We start from the raw sequence: 17,312 nt of genomic DNA, 5'->3' as shown, positions 1-17,312 counted from the left end.
AGTTATATTACAATTAAACACTAGCATATATTGCAATAAAATTCAATATTATTCCACTTAATTTAGAATGGTAAGCGTTATGTCAGAGTGCTAGTAAATGATGTTGAGCAACATGTTAAGCGTAATGGAAATCTTATAAAGATTGGAATTCAATCAGGGAAAGGTCGCCGAGTTTGTACCGGGCTTCGAAATCCAGCTTCCCTCCCCGTGCAAGTTTGGATTGAGCTTTTTTAGATATTCTACCTGTGCTTTCAAATAGGCATTTTTTTTCCTCTTCGGCACTGCTAAAGATAATCTGGATTTCGCTTTTAATGCCAAACTTCTCCATGATCCGGCTGTACGCCCAACCTTCTCCCACTCGCAGACGAACAGCTTCTTTCTTCGTGTCCTCACTGTATCGATTAAATGTTTGACCTTTCTTTGCTCGCATAGTAAAGATCCCCTCCGGTTTTTAGATGTTGAGATCATTCTAACATGATCTCTTTTTTCACTTTCTACCTTGAGGGGATAATACCACATGGATTGCCGGGGAGCGCCCTTTTTTCGTTCCGCCTGGTTTAAACCAGGCGGATTGGATGTAGCCACTATTAAAGGGATCGGTCTGCTAAATGGTTATACTCCGGAATGAACAGCTTATGATGAAGTACATAGAAAAGGCCCGATTTTGGTTCCTTCAGCTTGAAGTTAAAAACCCTGAAATCATCTTCTGCCATTTCATACGAGAATGAGCAGCCGGAGTTGAGAAAGCCTGACAAGTATACGACATGCTCTTGTTAATAATATGAGCCGGATTGCTTATCATGTTGTATCTGAATCGTTAGGCAGGCTTATTACGCTCCATCTGATAAATTCATGGCTGGCTTTCTTATATTGATTGCAGAGGAAAGGAGGGGTTGAAATGAAGAGAACCAAATCGATTGTTTTCAAAATGTGGACAGGCGTGAAGTCTGCTGGTCGTCATGTTTGGGAGTATATGAAATCCAAAGAGGGACGTCAGACGTTAATTCAAATTGTCCTTATTGCTATCAGGTATGTCTTAGGTCAGTAATTCAAAAGCGTTCAGGTGGTGTATCCCGCTTGGACGTTTTTTTGTTTGACTAAAGTATATTGATCCGGAATGGAAAGAAAGCAGAGGTCTAAGAACGGTGGGGCTGATGCTACCGGCTCTAAGGCGGCAAGAGCGCCTGACCAAGATACGTCACCGCCGAATGACGGGGCTGCGCAGTTGGAATCGCTACATCTGGCGAAATGGAGAATTTGTTGTTTGGGTCGAGGATGCCTTGAAACAAGAGAATCTCTTGAATCGGCTGAGCTGTGTGGAATGTGAGTGTTACCTTCGCGAACGTAAGGGATGGGAATCCCGACTACTCGAAGGTAACAAACGCCTTCGCTTCCGCCGAGACCCTAACCGTTATTTACAGTGTCTCGAAAACCGTGTTTGTTTGTTAATTGGGCAGACCTAGTTAAATAAATCACAAAGATAGATAGAACTTTTCTATTCATTTATCAGAAATGTTAAATTCCTCTTATGTTTATGTGATTTGTCAGTTATAATAAACGTCACTCGACTGATCTTTCCACCTGACTTAAGTAAGGGAGGTATTTCGTGAACATGTCAAAAGAGATCATTATTCGTGACGCTGCAGAAAGTGAGCGCGAAGCCATTGCCGAAGTGCTGCTGTCCGCATACAGCCAATATTCTGCCGGCATGCCTGAGCCGCAGTGGGAAGCGTACCGGAATTCAATCCTTGATTCCGTACACGGGAATGCCCCGTTCGCGCGGATCATTGCTGAAACCGGCCAGCAGATTGTCGGCAGCGCACTGTTGTTCACCTCTTCGGAAACGGCCTACGGCAAGCCCGAGCTTGGCATCCACTCCCCTGTACTGCGCCTGCTTGCCGTCTCCCCTGACGTACGCGGCCGCGGCGTTGCTGCACTCCTGATTCGGGAAGCCGCCCGGAGGTCCCGTGAGTTGGGCGCCTCCACCCTGAACCTGCACACCTCGGATATGATGGTCTCGGCGATCAGGCTCTACGAACGGCTGGGCTTCAAACGGCATTTCGAGACCGATATTATAAACGGGAATACTCTGGTTAAAGGTTTCCGGCTGGATCTGCAATCCTTCCCCGGTGCTCAGAGGGAACAACCCCTAACCACAAGAATAGGCTAGCCCATGGGCCAGCCTATTCTTGCAAAAATGTTGAACTTCCCCTTACGTCGTGAGAATCCGTTTGTCCTTGGCCGCCTTCAGCCAGTGCGGAAATTCATTGAGCAGCCTGTCGTACAGCTCGTCATCCGATACTCCTTCAATCCGGTCCAAGTGAACAAAGTCCGCATTGTCCACGACTCTGCCGGTCATGTTGTCCAATCCTTCCAGCACTTCGAAATCCGAATTGCCGATCCCGACAAACTGCCAGAATATCGGCTGGACAGCTGCCTTCATAATCACCTTTTTGGTTAATTTCAAGACGCCTCCGTCATTGATAAATATGATGAATACCGGAGTAGAATCCTTATCTTCTTTGGTATACTTGCGGATCACATCCTCCATCACCGGAGGTTCATTGTTCCGCCCGAATTTATGAATCGAAGGATTTTTTAGAATATGTCTTTGTACATATTGTTCAAAGTCCCGTTCCGTAACCGGGGGCAGCCGGCTGAATTCGTTATCGTACACCCAGACATCCAGCGAGCCATTGTCGTCAAATTTGCAGGCAACGGCCAGTATCCGTTCTACGACCTCCTGCACGATGCCGCGGGTATACAGATCTCTCATCGAGCCGCTGATATCCAGCACAACCCCAACCCGGGCCGTTACTCCGGTCAACTGCTTCTTTTCGAGTGTGAACTGAACTATTTTTTTGCGCAGATCAATGGTAGACAGGACAGAATTCTTTACAGGTTCCGGTGGAGCAGACAGCTCGGCTGGTGCTGGCGGCAGTGTGGGTGAAGGCGGTGCCAGCACTTCAGCTGCAGCAGCAACCTCCGCAGAACCTGCCTCTTCCACTTCAAGTCCAAAATTGACGCATAGAGCAGCCAAGCCTCCATTAAAACCGCTGCCGATGGCGTTAAATTTCCACTCCCCGTTATGGCGGTATAATTCTCCTGCTACGATCGCTGTCTCATCGGATAAATCAGAGCCATACTCAAAACGGAGCAGTTCCTCGCCGCTCTGACGATCCTGGAGCTTCAGATAAAGGCCGGATACATCTTTCATACGGTGATTCAGCTGTTCGCCTTCATAGATAGTCAATGTCAAGGCGATCCGGGCAACCTGCTGCGGCAGACGGGACAATGAAACCGAGAGACTTTCTTTATCTCCCTGCTTCAAGACTGTGTGTGTTACGGCTCCATCCTGTGATACCGGATTTCCATAGAAAATAAAGTCCTCATCACGTTCGCAGCGTCCCCGCTCCGACAACAGAAAAGCAGCGGCATCTATCCCCATCTCTTGATTAGCGGTTGACCATCCGAAGGATAACGTAAGCTCATATACGTTTTTCCCTTTAGTTACATCTACCTTTTGACCCTTTAGCAGCTGCAGCATAACCTCATCTCCTCATTCCTCGATGTACTCTTCCAATTTTTCATATATAAGGAGTATCATACTCACAAGGTTTTGTAAAATTGCTAGATTGTATTTACCCCCTCACTACTTTAGTATTAATGATATACCTGATAGATAAGGGGCTTTACCAAATGAACTTTACAGCAATTGACTTTGAGACGGCGAATTCCAGCCGCTCCAGCGCCTGCTCCCTGGGTCTTGTCCAGGTTAGAGAAGGCGTTATTACAGCCGAGCATGTCTGGCTGATTGACCCGCGCCAGCGGTTTGACGGGATGAACATTGCTATTCACGGGATCACGCCGTCAATGGTCCAGGGGCAGCCTACTTTTGCTGAGCTGTGGCCATTGCTCGAACCGCTGCTGCAAGGCGAAATCGTTGTGGCGCATAATGCCGCCTTCGATATGAGCGTGCTGCGTTATTGTCTGGATGCCTCAGGGACCAGCTACCCGAATTTTCAATATATGTGCACCTATCTGCTGGGAAAAAAAATGCTCCAGGAGTTGCCTTCCCATAAATTGAATGTAATCTCACAGCATTTCGGCATCCGTCTGAAGCATCATGACGCACTTGATGATGCCCGGGCTGCGGCTATCATCTTATTGAAGCTGATGGAACAGCAGCAGCAATTCGAACCGCTGCTGCTCGCGGACAGTCAAGGCTATAAAGCCGGAACGATGTATTCGGGCGGATATACTCCTTTTAAATCACCACCCAAAAAAGCAGCAAAGAAACCTGGCAAAAAACGGGTTCCGCTGCTCCCGGCAGCACCTTTTGAGCAGCGCTTCTGAGACAGCCCGGCAACCTGCTGTGGATCAAAATAAAGAGCAGGTCTTCTCCGTTACTCGAGAAGACCTGCTCCTTGCTTTTTTTTGACGACTCTAGATTTTCGACCGGTAAACCGCCTTGTTCTCCAGTCCGCGGATAAACGGTGTCCATTCTTCGGTTTCCGGGGTTGTATCCAGCGCATCCTCCACCATCTGCAGCTTGGCATCCATCGCATCGATATGATGCAGCGCCACCGCTTCCGCCGTTTGCGGCTGAACGGGGCTTCCCCATTCGCCCAGATTATGATGGGATAAGACCAAATGCTGCAGCGCGATAACCTTTTCCGAATCCAGAGTAAAACCTAAACGAATCGCGGCCTCGGTAATCCAGTTCGACGCCATCGAGATATGACCGATCAGCTTCCCCTGCACACTGTAATCGGACACAATGCCAAACTGGGAAATCATCTCCTCTGGCTTGGCGATATCATGCAGAATGATTCCCGCCTTCATCAGATCAGGGTTCAGGAACGGACGCTGTTTGCATAGAAAATCACCAATCTCCAGCATCCGCACCATATGATAGGCAAGTCCGGCAAAATAAGCATGATGATAGGTCTTGGCTGCGGGATAATGCATCAGCTTCTCTTCCACCTTACCGACGCAGAAAGAGACGATTGCGGAAATCTCCTGATCGGCAATGCTGCTCATCACCCCTTTAATCGTATGGATAAGATCAACAGGACGGATTGGCGCAGAGCGGATAAAATCAGTGAGTGATACACCGTCCGTCTCATTGGCCAGTCTGATCTTGCTAATCTTGACCTGCAGTTTCTCACGGTAGGTATGCGCTATGCCGCGCACCTTCACCAGAGCCATGGGGAAAAAGGTTTCTTTGTCAGTTGTGCTGACATCCCAAAATTTAGCTGTTATCTGACCGCTTGAATCACCGAGTACAATATCAAAATAATCCTTTGGAGGAGTACCGTTTGTCTGTTTGAGCGTCAGCTCCCGTAACAGATAGAACCCGACAAATTCGTCCTGCGGAGATAGCTGTTTAATTAGTGTCATGTTGGAGCCTCCCATTACTAGCAGGTATTATATCCTGCTGTGTATATTAAACTTTTGACATTCACCTTCGAAATCCCTTTAAATTACTATACGATAACGATTCATAATTATGCCCGGCCTGTACCAAGCCGGTCAATAGCCTTTGCTTATAGCATAAAAAGAGGCTATCCAGAGCCATTTGCAGGGCCCTGAATAACCTCCTCTATAGACGTTGCTGAATTATTTGCCTGCTGCTTCCAGCGCAGCTTTGATTGCTTCGACTGCTTTGGCGGAAACATCCTTCTCAGCATCATTAGCTCCGAAGGCTGCCGGACGGTATCCGTATTTATGCAGGCCATTCGTGCTGGAAGTAGACTCAATTTCTGTCTTCACCGCAAGCTCAGCCGGTGTTAATAGATATGGGGTCTTCACTTTTCCGGCACCGTCGAGATAATAGACCAGCATCAACACAGGGATATTATTTTTGACAGTAACCATAACATTGACGGATTTGTCGGTACTTGCTCCAATGAAAATTCCATCGAAGTAAGCTGCTTTGTCGGTTTCTACAACTTCTGCTTTACCATAAGCTCTGTCTACGGCAGCTTTCAGTGCATTGCTGCTGCTTGTAGCGCCGGAGATGGCATCTACCGATTGTACACCTTCTCTTGTTCCTGCAGCAAGGAAGCTGGTCGTCAGCTGCGGAATTGCTTTTTGAACTTCAGCATAAGCCGCTTTACCTAAATCCACCATATTCATACCTACACGGGAAAGAGCAACATTCACAATCTTGCCGTTGCGCAGAGTAACGTCTGCTCTGTTGGTTCCTTTATCATAAGCATCACCGAAAGCGGTGAAAGTGCCGTCTTTATAAGTGCCTTGTACTTTGGAAGCATTGGTCAAAGCGTCTGTGAGAGCTGCTTTTGCCGCTTTGGACAAAGCCTCTTGGCCCGGAACATCCGTCAAATCCACGCCTTGTTCAAGCAAACCTGCAGTCAGCAGTCCAACTACAGTTTTCTGTTCAGGTGTCAGCTTGTCATCGGCAATAATTTTGCCGTCAGCTGCAAAGAGGCTTACTTTAATGCCGCTTACTTTGTCGGCAGCAATGTCGACCAGCAGCAGAACTTTGTTCTGGTTGTCTACGCCGGCGAATTTGCCTTCAAAATATTGGCCTTCTGCAGGAACTTTCAGCGCCTTCTCGAAAGCTCTTTCTACAGCTTGGTTCCAGCCATGGCTGCTTTCGGTAGCGCCGGAAATACCGTCTACCTTCTCATCATAATTGGCCAAATAAGAACCGTTGGCAAGCAATTTGGCTGTCATTGGTGCATTTGCTTTCACAACTTCTGCATAAGCAGTTGCGCCTCTGTCTACCAGATTGGAACCCAGTCTGTACAGCTTCACATCTACCAGCTTGCCGTTGCGGATAACGATATCGGCTCTTTCCACGCCTACGCTTCTTGCAGTACCGTAGGAAGAGTAGAATCCGTCAACATAAGCGGAAGTGTTGTTGATGAGGGCGTTCTGCTCTGCATCCCAGAATGCCTGGATTGCAGCTTTGGATTCAGCTTCAAATCCGGCTACAGGTTGTGCGGAGGAACCGTTTGCGAGCAGTACAGGCGTGATTGCCGCAATCGTTGCAGTTTGCTCTGCAGTGTAGGTTTTTTCATCCACGAAATCTCCGCTTGTTGTCAGCGGATACAGTTTAACCGCAGTCAGCTTGGCAGCATCGTAGGTTGCGAATACCGCATATTTACCTTGAGGGTCGATACCCATGATGTCGCCTTTGAAATAAGTGGCGTCAGCCGGTTTTACTTTCAGCGCTCTTTCAAACGCTCTGTCTACCGACAATTTCCAGCCGTTGCTGGAGCGGGTTGCGCCGGAAACAGCATCCACTGCAGCAGCTCCGACTCTTGTCTTGCCGAGCAGTCTGTCTTTCATCAGACCATATGCCGCCCAGAGGCCGCTGTAATTCTCACGGACATTTCTGTCGATCAGCTTCGGAGATGTTCTCAGCAGATCAATGGAAGCGATTTTGCCGTCTTTAATCGTTACTTTCGCGCCTTCGGTACCTTTGGAGTAAGCATCGCCGTAAGCTACATATACCCCGTCTTGATACACTTCTTGTTGAACCGTTACAGGCTTAGCAGTAGCGGCCGGTTTAGCTGTGGCTGCTGGTTTAGCTGTTGCAGCCGGTTTAGCTGTGGCTGCTGGTTTAGCTGTTACAGCTGGTTTGGCTGTTGCAGCTGGCTTGGCTGTTGCAGCTGGCTTAGCAGTCGCTTTGGGCGTTGCAGCCGGTTTCTTTGTTGCTGCTGGCTTCGCAGCCGCTTTAGGCGTTGCAGCCGGTTTCTTTGTTGCTGCTGGTTTTTCAGTCGCTTTGGGCGTTGCAGCCGGTTTGGCTGTTGCCTTTGGTGTTGCTTCCGGTTTAGCCGTTGCTTCTTCCGAAGCGGCAGAAACCGCATCCACCTTCAAATTCAGTGCAGGTGCATTAATTGTGTAAGCGATTGGCGCAAGCAACAAGGCTGCGCTTACAGTCAAAGAAATCAGTTTTTTCAATGAGTATTCTCCTTTACCATATCCCCAGTAGTATGTAGCACTTTACAGCTGTTCTTCCGTTTGACTATCTCTCATCCCTTCTTAAGAAGAAGATCCAGCTTCCTCCTAAGAGGTCATCCCCCCTTTCCCGTCCCCCGTCAGCTATCCCATGCACCATAGAAGAGCTCTTACGGATATCCTATTTAAAAGGTGAAAAAAATCACATAGATAGGTGAATTAATTCACATTTATTAGTTCATGTCTGCTAGAGGCAATTTCTGGCTTGATGGTATCAAATCAAAGCTTGGCTTCTCTGTACATAAAATCACATACCCTATTAGAAACATCACTATTTTCATTTTATTTTAATTCAATAATTTTTTTATCTCTCAAATACTCCCATTTACTCCGTCATATGATAATAATGTGATGTCCTGTATTGAACTTACTAAGAGGATTATGATACTTTATAACGATGTCATGTTAATGAAAAGGAGCGTTCACTACGTTGAATCAGCCCTCTATCGGCGTCATTCTCGCCCAAATCGGAACACCTGACGCCCCCACTGCCAAGTCGGTACGCCCTTATCTGCGGAGGTTCCTGTCCGACCGCCGGATCATTGATTATCCCCCTCTGCTGTGGCAACCGCTGCTGCGCGGAGTTATTTTACGGGTAAGGCCACGCCGGTCTGCCAAGCTCTACAGCGAAATCTGGCTCAAGGAAGGTTCCCCGCTGCTGCTTCATTCACAGGCCCAGGTGGCCGGACTGCAAAAGCTGCTCGGCAGCCGTTATCAGGTGGAGCTGGGTCTTGCCTACAGTGAGCCCGGCATGGAACAGGCTTTTGCCAAACTAGAGTCCTCTGGAGTGAACCGGATCATCGTGGTCCCCTTGTTTCCGCAATATTCTTCTACTACCACAGCATCCGTCTACGACGCCGCCTGCTTTGCCGCTCTCGGACGCCGCAGCGCTGCCGGACCGGTATCCAAACGTTTTGTACCCGCACTCCGGTTTATGGAAGCCTACTATAATGCACCGGGGTATATCCTTGCCATGAAAGAGCTTTTACTGCGAGAACTACGTAAAATAAACACCATACCGGATTACTTCGTGCTGACCTTTCACGGGATTCCCAGCAGGTATGCAGAGACCGGAGACCCCTACCCGGAGCAGTGTCTGGAAACGGCCCGCCTGCTTGCAGAAGCGATGAATTGGGCGTCCGGGGATTGGCAAATCTCATTTCAATCCCGTTTTGGCCGCGAGGAATGGATCGGGCCATCTACAGAGGAGGTACTGAAGGGGCTGGCCGGACGCGGGATTCAGCAGCCGATGATTTTTTCACCCGGACTTGTGACCGACTGCCTGGAGACATTGCATGAGCTTGCTGTGGAAGGAAGAGAGCAATTTGCTGCCGGAGGTGGACAAGCAGACTCCTTCCATGCCGCCCCCTGTTTGAACGACAGTGAAGAATGGCTGGACTTTCTGGCCCAACAGGTCAGTGAGAATGCTCAAGGCTGGCTGAAGGAAGCTGTTTTATAGTGCATTTGAACCCATTGTAAATAAAGTATCTTTATAGAATGAACTTGAAGAATATAATCTATATTTCAAAGAAATAAGCCGCCCCTTGCGCAGATGAACACTGCGGACAGGGCGGCTTATTAAATGCGGTTATGATAGAACTGTGCACCAATCTCATGCAGTCAGTTGTTTGTATTTGGAGGTCAGTTCCTCAAACCATTGTTTGTCCTGGAGGGACAGTGCAAAATCAATCAGTTCGGCAATTTCTCCCGGCTGCAGTTCCGGTGAATCATTAAAGCTGACTTCCGCAGATACCGTTGCCGCTCCATCTGCGCCTTCGGTAAAATCATAGGAGAAGCTGAGCTTGATGTCACTCTCCAGAAATTCATTGCGCAGGAAGTAGAGCACTTCACACATCAGAACCGGTCTGACATGATTGTCGAAAACACATTCCATAACTTTTGCCCAGTAATGCTGGTTGTTGAGATGCAGCTTGTCATTCGTTAAGAGATATTGTTCTCCTTGAAAATCATTCACAAATCTCAACTCAAGCGGCTCCATTTTAAAAATACCGGCAATTTGCTTTATAGTAATATTCACGATGTCCTGCGTTTCTAATTTGATCATCTCATCCACCCCGTTCCATATATTTGAACTTTCAATCATTTTGTCTGATAATCACGATTTGGCAATAATTTTAATTAATTTATAGGTATTATCGTCTATTTTCATTATTTTGTTAATGTTTTTCATTAAAATTTTATAATAATTAGTTTCAATATGTGATGAAATGGTTAAATATATGCCCTCAAATCTAAGAGAATACCTTTCCCCTGCGACTTCCGACTCAAAAAAGGGCTTCCCCCTCATGTTGCCGCACACCGCCATATAAGGACCAATTTCATAGCGAAATGGGGTGTCTCTGTCTGCATTCAGACTAAGAGACACCCCATTTAGTAGAGCGCATTCTATTTAATTGAAACTAGTCACTGTAAGATTAAGACCGCCTTAGCAAAATAATGTTACCAGCTGGATTCCCTCTTCCGGAGAGATGCGTACCAGTCCTTTATCCGAAATCCGTAAGGTGGGAATTACAGCAAGCGCAAGCAGTGACAACGTCATAAAAGCATAATTCAGTGTGCAGCCCGCATCGTACAGAGCTTTGCTGATAGCAGCGGACTGGGCGGCTGCGGTCTCAAACGGTTCTGCGGACATAAGTCCGGCAATCGCAAGCGGGAATAAGGTCGTGCCGCCGCCGGTAATTACAGCCACTCCACCCTGCGCTTCAGCTACAGCTCTGGCTGCCTTGGCCATCAGTTCATCATCGTTGCCGATGATCAGCACATTGTGGCTGTCGTGGGCAACGGTCATGGCGATTGCCGCCGGTTCATGGAAGCCAATCCCCTCCACAAGCCCGACCGATTTGTTGCCGGTTCCTTTATGCCGTTCGAATACAGCGATTTTGCATAGGCCGTCTCCCACCTGCAGCTTGCCGTCCTTCACAGGACGCTGCACAATGAGTTCACCGGTCTCCACATGGTTCTCAATGACCTTAATGACCCGGACAGCAACATTGCCCGACTCCACGGGAGCATGGATAATAAAATCATCCGGAACCGGAAGCTGCGGCAAATGAACGGACGCCCGCACTTCCTGCGGGTAGGTGAATGCCGGCAGCGAGGCCGTCATGATGCCATTCTCGGCCACGACCACACCTGCGGCAATAGTCATAACGACGTTGACATCGGCCAAATTTCCGTCCAGCAAAATAATATCTGCACAGGAGCCCGGAGTAATTGAGCCGATATCGCGGGCTACCCCGAAGCGCTCGGCGGTATTGATCGTTGCCATCTGGAAGGCAGTGACAGGCTTCACACCCTGGGAAATGGCATGGCGCACCACAAAATCCATATGGCCTTCATCCCGCAGTGATTCCGAGCTGCGGTCATCGGTAACGAGCATCATCCGGCGCGTGTCCAGCCCGTGTTCGGTATGCGCTGTGATCGTCTTCGCCACATCATGCCAGGCGGAACCGCGGCGCATTTTGGCATACATCCCCAGACGGACACGCTCGATCACATCTTCTGCGGTAACACACTCATGGTCACCGGTTACACCCGCTGCCGCATAGACCGGTAGTCTCCAGTCACTGGACGGCCAGGTAAAATGCCCATCCACATATCTGCCGGCCCGCAGCGTAGCCTGGATCTCGCCGAGCATTTTCTCATCGCCGTAGACTACACCCGGAAAGTTCATCACCTCACCGAGGGCAATGACATCCGGGCCCCAGGTATAAGCCTCCGCCACTTCCTCCGGTCCGATAGAAGCGCCGGTTGTCTCGAATTCAGCTCCCGCCGAAGGCACACAGGACGCTACCTGCATATAAGCGGCAAGCGGTGTGCCGCGCATCTCATCCAGCATCAGCTTAATGCCCTTCAGTCCGAACACATTGGCAATCTCATGTGCGTCGAAGAACCCGCCAGTTGTCCCGAGCGGCAGGACCGCACGGGCAAATTCCGTTGCTGTCAGCTGTGTGCTCTCAATATGACAATGTCCGTCAAGCAGTCCCGGAGCGATATATCTGCCTGCTGCATCAATGACCTGCGTGCCTGCTCCTATCGTGTGCGAAACATCCTTGCCGACATAGGCGATGCGTCCCCCCTGTACCGCAACAGACATTCCCTCCAGAATTTCACCGGAGATTACATTGACCAGCTTCCCGCCGGTTATTACCAAAGATGCCGGCTGATCGCCGCGGGCTGTAGCCACAAGCTCAGGCACACAATCCGCCAAAGGTTTTCTAATATAAGTCACGACTTCCACTCCCCTCCGTTATCTTGCATATAGCTACAAACTGAGTTACAGCGTTAAACAACTATGACCTTTTATTTCAAGTGGAAACGGCTTCGCCGTCCTTATAAAAGGACGGTATCCGTTTCAGCGGGAAATAGAAGGATAATTTATAGCCTGAAGCATATAAATTTTAAGAAAAACGGCCTTACTGCCCTTTGCAGGACGCAAGCCGTTTCTTGGTTAAAGCGCGGGCCGTCCGTTTAATCCGGACAACACCTGTTCCCTACATTCGACCGGCTGCAGTATTCAACCGATTATCTTACTTTTGCATCATATACGTCAAGTGCCGCCTGAATGCCAAGCCCGGCGGGAACAGCATGCCCATGCCGCAGCAGCGCCCCCTCCAGCGCACCGAGCAGGCGCAGCACATTATTCTCCCGGCAGCTGAAGCCCATCGTGCCGATGCGCCAGATCCGCCCTTTTAACAGCCCGAAGGAACTGGCAATCTCAATGCCGAAGCGTTCCAGCAGCATCGTCCGCACGCCTTCCCCGTCAACGCCCTCCGGAATCAGCACACAGGTCACCACCGTAAGTTTACTCTGCGGATCTCCGTACAGCTTCAGCCCCATTGCCGTAAGTCCGGCTACTAGCGCCTCTTCATGCAGCGCATGCCGCGCATGCCGTGCCTCCAGCCCTTCCTCAAGCACCAGCCGCAGGCCTTCGCGCAGCGCATAAAGCATGGAGGTCATCTCTGTATGATGATTCAGCCGCTGAGGGCTCCAATAATCCTGAAGCATTCCCAGGTCAAAATAATTGCTGCGCACAAAATCCAGCGCTTCAGCCCGGACCTCACCGGTCCTCAGGCCACGCTCCACCCGCTTGCGCTTCAGGAGCTTGGCCTCCGCCCGTGCATTGTACGTAACCGGAGCCATGCCCGAAGGAATGGACAGGCATTTCTGCGTGCCGCCGATCACGGCATCCAGCATCCAGGCATCTGTCTCCACGGGCACACCTCCGATCGTTGCCACTGCATCCACAATCAGCAGGGCATCCTGCTCACGGCAGGCCCGCCCGATGTCAACCAGCGGCTGCACACGTCCCGTGGAAGTCTCTCCATGTACGATTGCCACGATATCAGGCTTGAAGCTCTTCATGGCTGCAATCACTTCCTCGGGGTCAAACACGCAACCCCATTCCTTCTCAAGCGTCAGCACCTCTGCCCCGCAGCGTTCGGCGATTTCATGCAGCAAATGGCCAAAGCGGCCAAAAATCGGGATCAGCACCCGGTCCCCCGAAGCAATCAAACTGACCATTGCCGCTTCAATTCCGGAGCGTGAAGTGCCGTCCACAGGGAAAGCCCATTGATTGTCCGTAACGAACAGTTCCCGCAGCATCTCCATCGTTTCATTCATAATACCCGTAAATTCGGGATCGAACTGTCCCAATACCGGAAAAGACATGGCCCGCAGCACGCGCGGATCGACTTCCACCGGGCCCGGGGTCATAATGCACCGCAGAGACGGCGACAAATCTTCGTACCGCTTCATAATCATCTCTCCCTAGGCTAACTCAGCTCTCTTTATAGGCTAATTCATATAACATAGCTGTTAAGACATCCAGCCCGGTTGCCAGCTCCTCCGGCGACGAGTATTCATCCGGGGAATGGCTGATTCCCGCCCGGCTGGGCACAAAAATCATGGCTGTCCGGCATCCGGATGCAAACAGCTGGGCATCATGCCCTGCTCCGCTGATCATGGTACGGAAGGTTCTTCCCTGACTCAGGCAAATCTGCTCCAGCGTTCTGCTCAGGTCTTGATCCATAGGCACAGGCGCTGTGGACAACGTCGTGACCACTTCCAGCGCCAGTCCCCGTCTGGCTGCAATGTCCTCAAATCCGGCCAACACTCCAGAACAGAAGCTCTCCAGCCTTTTCGCCTCACTGTGGCGGATGTCCAGCGTAAACTGCACGTCCCCCGGAATAACATTGGGTGTGCCCGGGTAAACCTCAAGCCTGCCTGAAGTGGCTACCAGCGGATCTCCGGCTTCCACCGCAGAGCGTTCCAGCTCCAGCAGCATTTCCGCTGCACCGGCAAGCGCATCCCGCCGGTGCAGCATCGGCGTTGTGCCGGCATGATTGGCAGTCCCGCCGACCTTAACGGTAAAGCGCCTCTGTCCGGCGATGGCCTGCACGACCCCAATCTGCAGCGCGGATTGTTCCAGCACAATTCCCTGTTCAATATGCAATTCGACAAAAGCGCCGATATCTGTTCTGGCTGCCGTTTGTCCTGCCGCAACAGCTTTATGATCTCCGAGATCCCGGAGATCTCCTGGCGGGTGCTCCGAGCTTAAACCGCAGGCCTCCATTGCTGATTTTATCGTTACACCCTCTGAATCGGCGGCAGTCTCAGCTTCGCTCCCATCATACAGGCCCGTAACATGGCCCGAGCCCCAGAAGGTCAAGGGAAACCTGCTGCCTTCTTCTTCGCTGAAGGATACAACCTCCAGGGTCTGCAGCGGCTGCCCGAAGGTCTGCTGCAAATAATTCAGAGCCGTCATGGCGGCGGCTACTCCATAAGCGCCGTCATATTTGCCGCCGTTCAGAACCGTATCAATATGAGATCCGGTTAATATCACTTTACTGTCCGGTTGTGATCCGCCGAGCCGTCCATAAACATTCCCCACCCTGTCTGTCCTGACCGCCAGGCCCATCCCGGCCATCCGCTCCTGCAGGAGCTGCTGGGCCTGAAGCCATTCCGGTGTGTACAACAGTCTGGTAACCCCGGGTCCGGGGGCGCTGAAAGCGGCAAGCTCCTCCAGCAGCAGCAGCATCTCCCGGGCCGGTGCCTGAATCAGCGGCGTATTCATATAGAGGGCTCCCCTTCATATATCCGCAGCCATTCCCCGCCGCCTTCGGCCACCACACCTTGTTCCGCGTTGTAGACAACCGTACCCCGGCTGAGCGTTGCCATTACCTTGCAGGACAAGGTCATTCCGGTATAAGGACTATGTTTATGACGGTATAACAGATCTTCTGCCGCCAAGGTATAGGAGTGATCCGGATTCAGCAGTACCAGATCGGCATCCAGCCCGGGTGCGATTGAGCCTTTACGGTGATCCAGTCCGAAACGCCGCGCCGGAAGTCCTGACAGCAGCGCAGAAATCTGAGTAACTGGCAGTCCACGCACATTTACCCCTTCGTGGAACATCAGTTCCAGGCTGCTCTGTGCGCCGGAAATACCGCCCCACGCTTCAAAAAAAGACAATCCGGGAGCAAGCTTAAGCTCTGTCGGACAAGGCGAATGGTCCGAGGCGATGAGATCGATTTTACCGTCTGCGAGTACCTTCCACAAGCTTTCTTGTTCCTCCAGGCTGCGCAGCGGGGGTGCACATTTGGCCAGCGGTCCCAGTTCCTCCATACTATCCTCATTCAGGATGAGATAGTGGGGGCAGGTTTCCGCAGTAACATCTAGGCCGCGCAGCTTGGCAGCATGAATCATATCAATCGCGGCAGAAGTGCTGATATGCACAAAGTGCAGCCTGCAGCCGGTTCGCTCACTGTATAGCAGCGCTCTGGCTACCGCCTCCAGCTCAGCTTCCGCCGGGCGGGAAGCGGCAAAATCACGCGCTCCAGTCCGCCCGCTGCGCAGGGCGTCGGCCGACAACGCCGCCGTCAACTCCTCACTCTCTGCATGCAGTGCAAGAATGCCGCCAAGCGCAGCAATTTTCTTCATCCCTTGGTACAGCGTATCATCGTCCACCTCGCGGAATCTCCCCTCCCCTTCACCGCCGGGGTTGGAGATAAAAGCCTTAAAACCAGTAACCCCTGCCGCTGCCAGCTGCTCCAAATCTTCCAGATTACCGGGAACGAGTCCGCCCCACAGAACATAATCCACTGCAGAGTTCCCGGATGCGGCTTCTGCCTTGAGCTGCAGTGCAGCTTGATTGACCGTTGGCGGGCTGCCGTTCAGCGGCATATCCGCATAACAGGTGATGCCTCCTGCCGCCAGCGCCGCCGAACCGGTACGGAAGCCTTCCCAATGGCCCAGTGCCGGTTCATTGAAGTGGACATGCATGTCAATCATGCCCGGCAGCACATATAGCCCTTCCGCATCAAGGATGCGGGTATCCGCACCTGCCGCAAGCTGCTTGCCGAGGGCAGCGATCTTGCCGTCCTTCACCCCGATATCCAGCTTAAGCACTTCCCCGGGGAGCACTACATCTCCATTTTTGATGATAAGCTCATAGGTTTCTTCCATGAATCGGTCACCCCCGGTCATCTGATCTTGATCTTTATGATTTCATTAGCTTCCCCGGTACGTGCTATACCCTCCGGGAGCCACCAGCAGCGGAACATGATAATGGGCGGAAGAATCAGTTATATTGAAGCGGATCGGGATTTGTTCGAGAAAGAAAGGAGCGGCGCCATCAGCACTGTTCCCTTCTCCGGAGGCTTCAAACGGCAAACCGCTGCTGCGAAAATAATCTCCGGCCATAAACAGCAGCTCATAGGTGCCGGCTGCCAGTTCTGCACCTTCCAGCAGCGGAGCGTCCAATCTGCCATCGGCATTCGTTACGGCTTCACGCAGCAGTGAAGCTGCCCCGTCTTCCAGCCTCCATAGCTGAAGTGCTATCCCGGCAGCGGGGATGCCCCCGGACAGGTTGAGAACGTGGGTAGTCAGCCGCCCGCTCATGCCGGAATTTCTCCGGGAACCACGGTACTAACTATAATCCGGCATGGCAGTCCATCCCGCAGATATATCCTGCGGAGCATGCACCGGCCCCCGTCCTTCCAACCTGACTTCAGCAAGCGAGATATATCCATCATACGGATGCCAGCCCATTGCCAAGCTTTTTCCGTTGGATTTTCAAAGTTGAAGTTATTGGAACCCTTCGTTCCATGCTTTATTAGTTCAATCCGATGTTTAATCCAATGTCCGTCCAGTGGTCTGTTCAGTTGTCTGTTCAGTTGTCTGTTCAGTTGCTCATTCAATTGCTCATTCTGCCGTCTATTGGCGTGTATCTTCATCCGTTCCGGCATGGCTGATCCCTCCTGCGGGTTGTGTAGTGAATGCAGCATTAATTCTCAAAG

At 51.0% G+C, this 17,312-nt stretch carries 15 protein-coding genes and 1 pseudogene; 4 read left to right on the top strand and 12 right to left on the bottom strand.

Going from position 1 to position 17,312, the window contains the following annotated elements:
• Window positions 1–133: 133 nt before the first annotated feature.
• The gene (locus NST99_RS07500) at window positions 134–430 is read right to left on the bottom strand and encodes a hypothetical protein (RefSeq protein ID WP_445744954.1); all 297 of its coding nucleotides are present in this window, start codon (window positions 428–430) and stop codon (window positions 134–136) included.
• Window positions 431–898: 468 nt separating this feature from the next.
• Here NST99_RS07500 and NST99_RS07495 point away from each other — a divergent pair, with 468 nt between their 5' ends.
• Together NST99_RS07495 and NST99_RS07490 are read left to right on the top strand one after the other, a co-directional pair.
• The gene (locus NST99_RS07495) at window positions 899–1,048 is read left to right on the top strand and encodes a hypothetical protein (RefSeq protein WP_341090804.1); all 150 of its coding nucleotides are present in this window, start codon (window positions 899–901) and stop codon (window positions 1,046–1,048) included.
• 558 nt (window positions 1,049–1,606) lie between these two features.
• A complete protein-coding gene (locus NST99_RS07490; protein ID WP_341090803.1) occupies window positions 1,607–2,170 on the top strand; it encodes a GNAT family N-acetyltransferase in 564 nt (187 codons plus the stop codon).
• Between the two features lie 42 nt (window positions 2,171–2,212).
• Here NST99_RS07490 and NST99_RS07485 read toward each other — a convergent pair whose 3' ends face one another.
• Together NST99_RS07485 and NST99_RS07480 are read right to left on the bottom strand one after the other, a co-directional pair.
• Window positions 2,213–2,884: a vWA domain-containing protein gene (locus tag NST99_RS07485; protein WP_341097583.1), complete on the bottom strand. Its 672-nt coding sequence runs from the start codon at window positions 2,882–2,884 to the stop codon at window positions 2,213–2,215.
• A gap of 192 nt (window positions 2,885–3,076) precedes the next feature.
• A pseudogene (locus tag NST99_RS07480) lies at window positions 3,077–3,547 on the bottom strand (TerD family protein); the annotation flags it as partial.
• Window positions 3,548–3,699: 152 nt separating this feature from the next.
• Between NST99_RS07480 and NST99_RS07475 the strand changes: the two are divergent.
• Complete coding sequence (locus NST99_RS07475) at window positions 3,700–4,356, top strand: 3'-5' exonuclease (RefSeq protein WP_341090802.1); 657 nt, start codon at window positions 3,700–3,702, stop codon at window positions 4,354–4,356.
• A 90-nt stretch (window positions 4,357–4,446) separates the two neighbouring features.
• Here the strand turns inward: NST99_RS07475 and NST99_RS07470 are convergent, their stop codons facing one another.
• Together NST99_RS07470 and NST99_RS07465 are read right to left on the bottom strand one after the other, a co-directional pair.
• Complete coding sequence (locus NST99_RS07470) at window positions 4,447–5,403, bottom strand: 3'-5' exoribonuclease YhaM family protein (RefSeq protein WP_341090801.1); 957 nt, start codon at window positions 5,401–5,403, stop codon at window positions 4,447–4,449.
• 219 nt (window positions 5,404–5,622) lie between these two features.
• Window positions 5,623–7,935 carry an FMN-binding protein gene (locus NST99_RS07465; RefSeq protein WP_341090800.1) on the bottom strand — a complete coding sequence of 771 codons (2,313 nt, stop codon included), beginning with the start codon at window positions 7,933–7,935 and terminating at the stop codon, window positions 5,623–5,625.
• Between the two features lie 487 nt (window positions 7,936–8,422).
• Here NST99_RS07465 and hemH point away from each other — a divergent pair, with 487 nt between their 5' ends.
• The gene (hemH, locus tag NST99_RS07460) at window positions 8,423–9,451 is read left to right on the top strand and encodes a ferrochelatase (RefSeq protein WP_341090799.1); all 1,029 of its coding nucleotides are present in this window, start codon (window positions 8,423–8,425) and stop codon (window positions 9,449–9,451) included.
• 153 nt (window positions 9,452–9,604) lie between these two features.
• On the opposite strand, the gene NST99_RS07455 is transcribed toward hemH, so the two are convergent.
• The 7 genes from NST99_RS07455 to NST99_RS07425 all read right to left on the bottom strand — a co-directional run bounded on the left by NST99_RS07455 (window position 9,605) and on the right by NST99_RS07425 (window position 17,261).
• Window positions 9,605–10,057 carry an IDEAL domain-containing protein gene (locus NST99_RS07455; RefSeq protein ID WP_341090798.1) on the bottom strand — a complete coding sequence of 151 codons (453 nt, stop codon included), beginning with the start codon at window positions 10,055–10,057 and terminating at the stop codon, window positions 9,605–9,607.
• 381 nt (window positions 10,058–10,438) lie between these two features.
• Window positions 10,439–12,244, bottom strand: a complete 1,806-nt coding sequence (locus NST99_RS07450; RefSeq protein ID WP_445744953.1) for an adenine deaminase — start codon at window positions 12,242–12,244, stop codon at window positions 10,439–10,441.
• A 293-nt stretch (window positions 12,245–12,537) separates the two neighbouring features.
• Window positions 12,538–13,770: a pyridoxal-phosphate-dependent aminotransferase family protein gene (locus NST99_RS07445; RefSeq protein WP_341090795.1), complete on the bottom strand. Its 1,233-nt coding sequence runs from the start codon at window positions 13,768–13,770 to the stop codon at window positions 12,538–12,540.
• Between the two features lie 22 nt (window positions 13,771–13,792).
• On the bottom strand, window positions 13,793–15,088 hold the full coding sequence (locus NST99_RS07440) for a Zn-dependent hydrolase (protein WP_341090793.1): 1,296 nt from the start codon (window positions 15,086–15,088) through the stop codon (window positions 13,793–13,795).
• A complete protein-coding gene (locus NST99_RS07435; protein WP_341090792.1) occupies window positions 15,085–16,479 on the bottom strand; it encodes an allantoinase in 1,395 nt (464 codons plus the stop codon). Before NST99_RS07435 ends, NST99_RS07440 begins: the two co-directional genes overlap by 4 nt.
• A 45-nt stretch (window positions 16,480–16,524) precedes the next feature.
• A complete protein-coding gene (gene uraH, locus NST99_RS07430; protein WP_341090791.1) occupies window positions 16,525–16,914 on the bottom strand; it encodes a hydroxyisourate hydrolase in 390 nt (129 codons plus the stop codon).
• Window positions 16,911–17,261 (bottom strand): hypothetical protein, encoded by a 351-nt coding sequence (locus tag NST99_RS07425; protein WP_341090789.1) that lies wholly within the window; start codon window positions 17,259–17,261, stop codon window positions 16,911–16,913. Before NST99_RS07425 ends, uraH begins: the two co-directional genes overlap by 4 nt.
• Window positions 17,262–17,312: the final 51 nt, after the last annotated feature.

Source organism: Paenibacillus sp. FSL L8-0470 (assembly GCF_038008625.1).
In the GTDB taxonomy this organism is placed as follows: domain Bacteria; phylum Bacillota; class Bacilli; order Paenibacillales; family Paenibacillaceae; genus Paenibacillus_AQ.
The sequence above is the reverse complement of the archived record's forward strand: the minus strand, read 5'-3'. Positions and strand labels throughout refer to the sequence as shown.

Coding starts and splice junctions, on each gene's coding strand:
- NST99_RS07455 (WP_341090798.1), bottom strand. CDS start 10,057: ATGATCAAATTAGAAACGCAGGACATCGTGAATATTACTATAAAGCAA.
- NST99_RS07445 (WP_341090795.1), bottom strand. CDS start 13,770: ATGAAGCGGTACGAAGATTTGTCGCCGTCTCTGCGGTGCATTATGACC.
- NST99_RS07440 (WP_341090793.1), bottom strand. CDS start 15,088: ATGAATACGCCGCTGATTCAGGCACCGGCCCGGGAGATGCTGCTGCTG.
- NST99_RS07500 (WP_445744954.1), bottom strand. CDS start 430: ATGCGAGCAAAGAAAGGTCAAACATTTAATCGATACAGTGAGGACACG.
- NST99_RS07475 (WP_341090802.1), top strand. CDS start 3,700: ATGAACTTTACAGCAATTGACTTTGAGACGGCGAATTCCAGCCGCTCC.
- NST99_RS07435 (WP_341090792.1), bottom strand. CDS start 16,479: ATGGAAGAAACCTATGAGCTTATCATCAAAAATGGAGATGTAGTGCTC.
- NST99_RS07425 (WP_341090789.1), bottom strand. CDS start 17,261: ATGCCGGAACGGATGAAGATACACGCCAATAGACGGCAGAATGAGCAA.
- uraH (WP_341090791.1), bottom strand. CDS start 16,914: ATGAGCGGGCGGCTGACTACCCACGTTCTCAACCTGTCCGGGGGCATC.
- NST99_RS07470 (WP_341090801.1), bottom strand. CDS start 5,403: ATGACACTAATTAAACAGCTATCTCCGCAGGACGAATTTGTCGGGTTC.
- NST99_RS07495 (WP_341090804.1), top strand. CDS start 899: ATGAAGAGAACCAAATCGATTGTTTTCAAAATGTGGACAGGCGTGAAG.